General features: G+C 68.2%; 2 rRNA genes and 1 pseudogene. All 3 read left to right on the top strand.

Going from position 1 to position 1,193, the window contains the following annotated elements:
• Window positions 1-97: ribosomal RNA gene (locus ACFYYN_RS28145) — 23S ribosomal RNA — on the top strand; the annotation flags it as partial.
• 105 nt (window positions 98-202) lie between these two features.
• Window positions 203-319: ribosomal RNA gene (rrf, locus tag ACFYYN_RS28150) — 5S ribosomal RNA — on the top strand.
• Window positions 320-624: 305 nt separating this feature from the next.
• Window positions 625-1,193, top strand: a pseudogene (locus ACFYYN_RS28155) (hypothetical protein); the annotation flags it as partial.

Consider the following 1,193-nt stretch of genomic DNA (forward strand, 5'->3'; position numbering starts at 1 on the left):
TTAAGGCTCCCAGTAGACGACTGGGTTGATAGGCCGGATGTGGAAGCCCAGTAATGGGTGGAGCTGACCGGTACTAATAAGCCGAGGGCTTGTCCTCAGATGCTCGCGTCCACTGTTTGGTTCCCGGGTTGCGAACGGTCGCACCGGTTGAACCAGTCACTTAACTGAAAAGTGTGCTTGTTCGCCTAACACCCGATGGTGTTTCGGTGGTCATAGCGTTAGGGAAACGCCCGGTTACATTTCGAACCCGGAAGCTAAGCCTTTCAGCGCCGATGGTACTGCAGGGGGGACCCTGTGGGAGAGTAGGACGCCGCCGAACAATCTTTGTGGACCCTCGGTCCTGGCCAAAGCGCTGGGACCGGGGGTCCTTTTGTTTTTTAGCGTGGTGCCCAGTTCGCGAACTGGTACGAGAGACTGGCACTACGGCAGCACAAACGACAGGAGTCACGTCGATGTCCAACTCGCCCGAGGAACGGCCTGATCGGCCTGAGCGGCGCGCTCCGCGCCAGGGCGGCGACCGGGGTGGATACCGCAGCGGCGGCCCCCGGCGCGAAGGCGACCGGGCCGGCGGCGGTTACCGCCGCGACGACCGGCCGCGTGGGCGGTCCGAGGACCGGGGTCGTGATGACCGGCGTGACGACCGCGGTGGGCCCCGTCGCGACGACCGGCCGCGTGATGACCGGCGCGATGACCGCGGTGGGCCCCGTCGCGACGATCGCCCGCGGTACGACCGTCCCCGTGAGGATCGTCCCCGTGACGACCGGCCGCGCTATGACCGTCCCCGCGAGGACAGGCCGCGTGTGGACCGGCCGCGCGATGACCGTGGTGGGTTCCGGCGCGACGACCGCGGTGGCTTCCGTCGTGACGACCGTCCCCGTGAGGACAGGCCGCGTGAGGACAGGCCGCGTGTGGACCGGCCGCGCGATGACCGTGGTGGGTTCCGTCGTGACGACCGGCCGCGGTACGACCGTCCCCGTGAGGATCGTCCCCGTGACGACCGGCGGGACGACCGTGGTGGGTTCCGTCGTGACGACCGGCCGCGCTACGACCGTCCCCGTGAGGATCGTCCCCGTGACGACCGGCGCGATGACCGTGGTGGGTTCCGTCGTGACGACCGGCCGCGCTACGACCGTCCCCGTGAGGATCGTCCCCGTGACGACCGGCGCGATGACCGCGGTGGGTTCCGTCGCGAC

Source organism: Streptomyces sp. NPDC001902 (genome assembly GCF_042891295.1).
Lineage (GTDB): Bacteria > Actinomycetota > Actinomycetes > Streptomycetales > Streptomycetaceae > Actinacidiphila.